Below are 8,327 nucleotides of genomic sequence, written 5' to 3' on the forward strand. Positions count from 1 at the left end.
GACGTCGGCGCTTGTGCGAGTTCCCGAAGGCGCCGAGGTCAATCGGAACCACGGGCACCTCTGTCACCGGAAGACATTGTCCGAGTCCTCCCAGCCGGCCGGCTCCTCGGGCAGCCGCTGCCAGGCGCCGTGCGAGCGGGCCTGGTACATCGCGTCGATCTCGAACGCGTAGTGCTCGACGATCGCGTCGCGACGCAGCTTCATCGACGGCGTGAGCAGCGCGCTGGTGCGGTCGAAGGGCTCCGGCAGCACCCGGAAGACGCGGATGGACTCCGACCGGGACACGGAACTGTTCGCCGCGGCGACCGCCCGTCCGATCTCCTCCCGCAGCGCGTTCTCCTCACGCGCCTCCCGGCTCGGCGCGTCCCCCGGCAGCGCGAGCGCCGCGCGCCAGTGGGTCAGGAAGTCCGGGTCCAGGGTGATCAGGGCCCCGATGCAGGGCCGGTTGTCGCCGACCAGCACCGCCTGGTGGATGAGCGGGTGCATCCGCAGCCGCTGCTCCAGGAAGGCCGGTGCCACGCTCTTGCCGCCGCTGGTGATGACGACGTCCTTCTTGCGGCCGGTGATCGTCAGATAGCCCTCGGGGTCGAGGTACCCCAGGTCTCCGGTGGCGAGCCAGCCCCTGCCCAGCGCCGCCCGGGTGGCGGCCTCGTCGTTGACGTACCCCTGGAACACCGAGGGGCCGCGCACCAGGATCTCCCCGTCGTCGGCGACCCGGATGTCCGTGCCCGGCAGCGCCTGTCCGACGGTGCCGGACTTCTCCCGGCCCACGGGCTGCGCCGTGATGCCGCCGCTCGTCTCGGTCAGCCCGTAGGCGTCGTTCACGTACAGGCCGATGCCCTCGTAGAACAGACACAGCTCACGGCCCAGTGGTGATCCGCCCGAGGCCGCGCGCAGCACCCGGCCGCCCAGTGCGGCCCGCAGCCTGCGGTACACCGTCCGCTCGTACAGCGCGTGCTGGAGCCGCAGGTCCAGGCCGGGCCCCGGGCCCTGGCCCAGCCGGTGGCGTTCGACGGCCGCCGCGAAGTCCCGGGCGGTCCCCGCGGCCCGCTCGAACAGGGCGCCGCGGCCCGCCTGCTGGGCCATCCGCAGGAAGTTCTTGTAGATCTTCTCGAAGAGCGACGGCACACCGCAGAAGTAGGTGGGCCGGAACGACAGCAGGGACGCCGACAGCGTCTCGGGGCTCAGATCCGGCTCGTGGCCCATCAGCAGGCCGCCGCGGATGCACAGGCTCTGCACCAGCAGGCCGTACACATGGGAGAAGGGCAGGAACGCGAGGACGCTGCCCTGGCCGCCGGGCGGCACCACCGTGTGCCCCCAGCCCTCCAGCAGCACGTCGCAGGCGCTCGCCAGGCCCCGGTGGCTCACCGCACAGCCCATCGGCCGGCCGGAGGTGCCGGACGTGTAGACGACCGCCGCGGTGGAGTCCGGCAGCACGATGCGGCGCAGCGACTCCACCGTCGTGAACGGAATGAACCCGCCCCGCTCCACGAGCTGTTCCAGGGCCCCCGTGTCCAACTGCCACACATGCCGCAGTTGGGGCAGTGCGGCGCACACCGACCCGACCGTCATCACGCTCTGTTCGTCCTCGACGAACACCCCGACACAGGCCGCGTCCCGGAGGATCCACTCCACCTGGTCGCGCGACGACGTGGGATAGATCGGCACGACTTCGGCGCCCACCGCCCACAGCGCATGGCTGAGGACCGTCCACTCGTACCGGGTGCGCGCCATGATCGCGATGCGGTGCCCGGGCGCGATCCCGGAGGCCACCAGTCCCTTGGCCAGGTCCACCACCTCGTCCCGCACCTCGACGGCGGTCACCTCCTCCCAGGGGGCGGCGGAGGGACCGGAGCGGCGCGCGAGCATCGGCAGGGTGGGATTGCGGTCCGCCGTCTCGAAGACGCTGTCGGCGAGCCCGCCGGTCAGGGGGGAGATGGACGGGGGAGCGAGGGCCACGTCGCGCATGCGCTGCTCCTGATGTGTACGGGGTGTGACTCCACCGATGAGAACCGTTATCGGCGGTGCCTGAATGTAGCCCAGGCGAGAGCGGTCGGCGTCCGGATTCGACAAGGAGTGCCGGTTTGGTGATCTCGGCGTTACCGCCGGACACCCCGCGGGCTCCTACGCCTGGGTGCGGCGCGCACACTCCCTGACGACCTCCCGCAGACTTCCGGTCCGCTCCATCAGCTCCCGCTGGACCCGCGCCCCGTTGCCGTTCCGCAGCAGCTCCGCGCAGGCGTCCTGCGCGCACTCGAGGTCACCCGTCTCCGCCAGCGCCTCGCCGACATGGTCCAGCAGGGCCCGTACCACGGTCTGCGCGGGCAGCCGGCGCATGGTCGCCGGATGCAGCAGCTCCTCCGTCAGCCCTGACCGGGCGGCCCGCCACGCGGCCAGCCGCAGCAGGCTCACACTGTGCGGCAGCGGCTCCTGTCCCGCCCGCCACTCGCGGGCCGCGGTCTCCACCAGCCCGCGGGCGAGGGTCGCGATCAGCACGGCGGTCGACGCGTCGAGACAGACGTCGGCGACCCGGATCTCCACCGTCGGATAGCGCTGGGACAGCCGGGCGTCGAAGTAGACCATCGCCTCGTCGAGGAGCACTCCGGTGGCGACCATGTCGGCGACCCGCCGGTGATAGCACTCCGCCGAGCCGAACACCTCGGTCGGCCCGGCCGACGGCCAGCGCTGCCACACCCGGCTGCGGTAGCTGCTGTACAGGGTGTCGCCGCCCTGCCAGAACGGGGAGTTGGCGCTGATCGCGGACAGCACCGACAGCCACGGCCGGATCCGGTCGACCACCGCGACGCCCTCGGCGTCGGACTCCACGGACACATGGACGTGACAGCCGAGGACCAGGTCCCGGCTGGTGATGCCGTACTGCTCCGCCATCCACTGGTAGCGGCGTCCCACCCCGATGGAGGGACTGACCGGCAGCGGCGAGGTCGCCAGGGCCGCCACCGTGCAGCCGAGCCCCTCGGCGAGCCGCGCCGCCTCCTTGCGGCAGCGGACGATCTCCGCACCGAGGTCCGCCATCCCCGACTGCGGGTGCGTGGCGAACTCCAGCATCTCGGTGTGCAGTTCCTTCTCGAAGACGTCCCCGTCCGCCTCGTCCTGCGCGGCCCGCGCGAGGACGGCCGCGGACAGAGCCCGGGGCTCGCCGGTCTCCGGATCGACAAGGAGGAGTTCCTCCTCCACTCCGACGGTGCGCACGTGGGGCCGCCCTTCTGCCAGTACGACGGGGTCCGTATGCCCCGACTGCCCCCGCGGCGGCCAATCACACGGGCGCGAGCCAGACCGTGGCGAGCGGCGGCAGCGTGAGCGTGAGGACACCGTCCTCCGGTTTGACCGGATCGGGTGTGCCGACCCCGCTGCCGCCGTAGCGCCCGGAGTCCGTGTTGAGCACTTCCCGCCAGGCGGGGACGTCGCCGGGGAGGCAGAGGCGGTAGTCGTGGCGGACGACGGGGGAGAAGTGGGACACGGCGAGGAGAGGGGCGCCGTGGGCGTCGTAGCGCAGGAACGCGAAGACGTTGTCGTCCGCCGCGTCGCCGGCGACCCACTGGAAACCGTCCGGGGTGGTGTCGCGCTGCCAGAGGGCGGGGGTGTGACGGTAGAGGCCGTTGAGGTCACGGACCAGGTCCCGGACGCCCCGGTGATCGGCTTCGGCGCCGTAGTCGGGATCGAGCAGCCACCAGTCGGGGCCGTCGGGCTCGGACCACTCCGCTCCCTGCGCGAACTCCTGGCCCATGAAGAGGAGTTGCTTACCCGGATGGGCCCACATGAAGCCCAGGTACGCGCGGTGGTTGGCGCGTTGCTGCCACCAGTCGCCGGGCATCTTCGACACCAGGGACCGCTTGCCGTGGACGACCTCGTCGTGTGAGATCGGCAGGACGTAGTTCTCGCTGTACGCGTACACCATCGAGAAGGTCATCTCGTGGTGGTGGTACTTGCGGTGCACCGGCTCGTGCTCGATGTAGCCGAGCGAGTCGTGCATCCAGCCCATGTTCCACTTCAGCCCGAACCCGAGTCCGCCGCTCTCGGTCGGCCGGGTCACCCCGTCCCAGGCCGTGGACTCCTCGGCGATCGTCATGACCCCCGGCACTCGCCGGTACACGGTCGCGTTCATCTCCTGAAGGAACGCCATCGCGTCCAGGTCCTCCCGGCCGCCGAACACATTGGGCGTCCACTGGCCGGAGTCCCGGGAGTAGTCGAGGTACAGCATCGAGGCGACCGCGTCCACGCGCAGCCCGTCGATGTGGAACTCCTCGCACCAGTACACGGCGTTGGCGACGAGGAAGTTGCGCACCTCGACGCGCCCGTAGTCGAACTCGTACGTCCCCCAGTCCGGATGCTCGGCCCGCCGCCAGTCCCCGGGCTCGTACAGCGGCTCCCCGTCGAACCGGCCCAGCGCCCAGTCGTCCTTGGGAAAATGAGCGGGCACCCAGTCCATGATCACGCCGATCCCGGCCCGGTGCAGGGCGTCGACCAGGTACCTGAAGTCGTCCGGCGAGCCGAGCCGGGCCGTCGGCGCGTAGAACCCGGTCACCTGATAGCCCCAGGAACCGCTGAAGGGATGATGGGCGACGGGCATCAGTTCCACGTGCGTGAACCCGAGATCCCTGACGTACGCCGGGAGTTCCTCGGCGAGCTGACGGTACGTCAATCCAGGCCGCCAGGACGGCAGATGCACCTCGTACACGGAGAACGGCGCCTCGTGCACCGGTACATCGCCCCGGTGGGCCATCCACTCGGCGTCGTCCCACTCGTAGTGCGACACGGTCACGATCGACGCGGTGTCCGGCGGGACCTCGGCGCGCCGGGCCATCGGGTCCGCCTTCAGGAAGCGATGGCCCGACCGGGAGGTGATCTCGAACTTGTACCGGGTGCCCTCCCCGATCCCCGGCAGGAACAGCTCCCACACCCCGGCCGCACCGAGCGACCGCATCGGGAACGCCGTGCCGTCCCAGCACGTGAAGTCCCCGGCGACCCGCACACCCTGCGCGTTCGGCGCCCACACCGTGAAGCGGGTGCCGGTCACGCCCTGGTGGGTCATCGGCTCGGCGCCGAGCGCCTTCCACAGCTCCTCGTGCCGGCCCTCACGGATGAGATGCAGATCGGTCTCGCCGAGGGCGGGCAGGAAGCGGTACGGGTCGTGGACCTCGTGCTCGCCGTCCTCGTACGCCACCAGCAGGGTGTACGAGGGGATCGCCGCCAGCGGGAGTACGCCGGTGAAGAGGCCGTCGCCCTCGGAGGCGAGCCGGCTGCGCTTGCCGTCGACGACCACGCTCACGGCGCGGGCGAAGGGGCGCAGTGCCCGGAAGACGATCCCGCCGGGCACCGGATGGGCGCCCAGCAGGGCGTGCGGGTCGTGGTGGGCGCCCGCCAGCAGCCGGGCACGGTCGCCGGGGTCCAGGGCGGGCGCGGCACGGCAGGGGACCGGGCCGCCCGCCTCGGGGGGTGAGGTGTCACGCAGGGCCATGGTTTCAGCCTCCCCTTACGGCGAGTCGCTCGATCGCCGCCATCGGTACCGGGAGCCAGTCCGGGCGGTGTCTGGCCTCGTACAGGACTTCGTACACGGCTCTGTCCGTCTCGTAGGCGCGGAGCAGACCGTGTTTCTTGCGGGGGTCCCAGCCGGCCCGGGCGGCGTAGCCGGCGCAGAAGGCCTCCCGGCAGCGGCGCGCCCACTCCGGGCGCCAGGGGCGGCGCTGCCGGGCGGCGTAGTCGAAGGACCGCAGCATCCCGGCGATGTCCCGGACCGGGGAGTGGGGGCTGCGGCGTTCGGCGAGCGGACGGGACGGCTCGCCCTCGAAGTCGATGACGAACCACTCGCGCCCGGCCCGCAGCACCTGGCCCAGATGCAGATCGCCGTGGATGCGCTGCGCGGGCGGCCCGGCGTCGCAGCCCTCCAGGGCGGCGAACGCCGTCCGCAGCCGGGGCACGAAGGGCTGGAGTGCGGGGACGCAGTGCGCGGCGGACGTCAGCCGCTCGGTCATCGCGGCCGCCGTGCGGCTGTTCTGGTCGCAGGCGGGTCCGCCGGCCGGGTCGGCACCGGTCGCGACGGGCTCGGCGGGGAACGCGGCGGCCAGGGCGAGATGGACGTCCGCCATGGCCTCGCCCAGCTCACGCGCCTGCGCCGTGAAGTCGTCGCCGCGGGCCAACGCCTCCAGCGCCAGGGTCCAGCCGTCGGAGGCGTCGGGCAGGAACGGCTGGAGCACACCGAGGGTGGCCCCGTACGGATGCGTCGTCCGGAACCAGGCCACGGGCGCGGGCACCCGGCGGCAGCCCTGCCCGGCCAGCGCACCCGGCACCTCCAGGTCGGGGTTGACGCCGGGCTGAACGCGCCGGAAGACCTTCAGGATGAACGCGTCGCCGTACACCAGCGAGGAGTTCGACTGCTCGGCGTCCAGCACCCGCGGCACCAGCCCGGTCGGCACGGACACCGACGGGTCGGCCTCGAAACGCAGCGGGCCCGCCGCGCCCGGATGCCGCAGCCGGTCCAGGAGCAGCTGCGCCGAACGAGGATCCTGCAACGCGTCGAACACCGTCAGCCCGGCCAGCGGCCCCGCCTCGGCCCGCCCGATCAGTGCCCGGCCGAGCCGCGGCGACAGGTGCTTGCGGACGCCGAGCAGCAGCTGGTAGCAGTCCCCGGACCCGGCCGTGGTGCCGCCGGGGGCGGGGACGGGCGTGTGTCCGGTACGGACCAGCAGATGCAGACAGCCCGGGAACAGCTCCGTCAGGGACAGCAGTGCCAGGTCCGTGACGGGCCGGTCCTTGCCCGCGAACCAGCGCTGCCGGGGCAGCCACTCGCGCAGCAGTCCGGCCAGTGAGGCCATGGGCCCCACGACGGCCGTGTCGCTCGGGCTCGGGAATGCGGTCTTCGGCATGGTGACGCGTCCTTTCGTCGGCACACGCTCAAAGTCGTCGGCCGATGCGGGATGCGACTCGGGAGAGCCGGAACCAGTAGAAGCCGTGCCCGCCGAGGGTCAGCAGATACGGCAGTTCACCGATGGCCGGGAAACGCACCCCGCCGAACAGCTCGACCGGGTGCCGGCCGTCGAACTCACGGAGGTCCAGTTCGGTGGGCTGGGCGAACCGCGAGAAGTTGTTCACGCACAGGACCAGGTCGTCCTCGTACTCCCGCAGGAAGGCCAGCACGGCGGGGTTGGAGGACTGGAGCTCGGTGTAGGTACCGAGGCCGAACGCCGGGTTCTGCTTGCGGATCTCGATCATGCGGCGGGTCCAGTGCAGCAAGGAGGACGGCGAGGCCATCGATGCCTCGACGTTGGTGACCTGGTGCCCGTAGACCGGGTCCATGATGATCGGCAGGCTGAGCCGCCCCGGATCGGCCGTGGAGAATCCCGCGTTGCGGTCGGGGGTCCACTGCATGGGGGTCCGTACGGCGTCGCGGTCGCCGAGCCAGATGTTGTCGCCCATGCCGATCTCGTCGCCGTAGTAGAGGATCGGCGAGCCGGGCAGTGCCAGCAGCAGGGCGGTGAACAGCTCGATGGTGTCCCGGTCGTTGTCGAGCAGAGGTGCCAGGCGCCGCCGGATGCCGATGTTGGCGCGCATCCGCGGGTCCTTGGCGTACTCGGCCCACATGTAGTCGCGTTCCTCGTCGGTGACCATTTCGAGGGTCAGCTCGTCGTGGTTCCTGAGGAAGATGCCCCACTGGCAGTTCTGCGGGATCGCGGGGGTCTTGGCGAGGATCTCCGAGACCGGGTAGCGGGACTCCCTGCGCACCGCCATGAAGATGCGCGGCATGACCGGGAAGTGGAAGGCCATGTGGCACTCGTCGCCGCCGGTCTGGTAGTCGCCGAAGTAGTCGACGACGTCCTCGGGCCACTGGTTCGCCTCCGCCAGCAGCACCGTGTCCGGGTACATGAGGTCGATCTCGCGGCGCACGCGCTTCAGGAACTCGTGGGTGGGCGGCAGGTTCTCGCAGTTGGTGCCCTCCTCCGCGTAGAGGTAGGGGACGGCGTCGAGGCGGAAGCCGTCGATGCCGAGGTCCAGCCAGAAGCGCAGGGCCGCCAGGATCTCCTCCTGGACCGCCGGGTTCTCGTAGTTGAGGTCCGGCTGGTGCGAGAAGAAGCGGTGGAAGAAGTACTGCTGACGGACCGGGTCGTACGTCCAGTTGGACGCTTCGGTGTCGACGAAGATGATGCGGGCGTCGGCGTATTGCTTGTCGTCGTCGGCCCACATGTAGTAGTCGCCGTACGGGCCGTCGGGGTTGTTGCGCGACTCCTGGAACCACGGGTGCTGGTCGCTGGTGTGGTTCATGACGAAGTCGATGATGACGCGCATGCCGCGCTGGTGGGCGGCGTCGACGAACT

General features: G+C 71.1%; 5 protein-coding genes. All 5 read right to left on the bottom strand.

Annotation, left to right across the window (positions count from 1 at the left end):
- Positions 1-63 precede the first annotated feature (63 nt).
- Positions 64-1,968, bottom strand: a complete 1,905-nt coding sequence (locus ACFUO4_RS27575; RefSeq protein ID WP_383489725.1) for an AMP-dependent synthetase/ligase — start codon at positions 1,966-1,968, stop codon at positions 64-66.
- A gap of 156 nt (positions 1,969-2,124) precedes the next feature.
- Positions 2,125-3,210 (bottom strand): glutamate--cysteine ligase, encoded by a 1,086-nt coding sequence (locus ACFUO4_RS27580; protein ID WP_383489728.1) that lies wholly within the window; start codon positions 3,208-3,210, stop codon positions 2,125-2,127.
- A gap of 64 nt (positions 3,211-3,274) precedes the next feature.
- Entirely contained in the window at positions 3,275-5,476 is a 2,202-nt protein-coding gene (glgB, locus tag ACFUO4_RS27585) for a 1,4-alpha-glucan branching enzyme (protein ID WP_383489731.1), read from the bottom strand.
- Positions 5,477-5,480: 4 nt separating this feature from the next.
- Entirely contained in the window at positions 5,481-6,881 is a 1,401-nt protein-coding gene (locus ACFUO4_RS27590) for a maltokinase (protein ID WP_383489734.1), read from the bottom strand.
- A 28-nt stretch (positions 6,882-6,909) separates the two neighbouring features.
- A partial coding sequence (gene treS / locus ACFUO4_RS27595) for a maltose alpha-D-glucosyltransferase (protein ID WP_383489737.1) occupies positions 6,910-8,327 on the bottom strand: 1,418 nt, incomplete at its 5' end.

The organism is Streptomyces sp. NPDC057280, assembly GCF_042668605.1.
Taxonomy (GTDB): domain Bacteria; phylum Actinomycetota; class Actinomycetes; order Streptomycetales; family Streptomycetaceae; genus Streptomyces.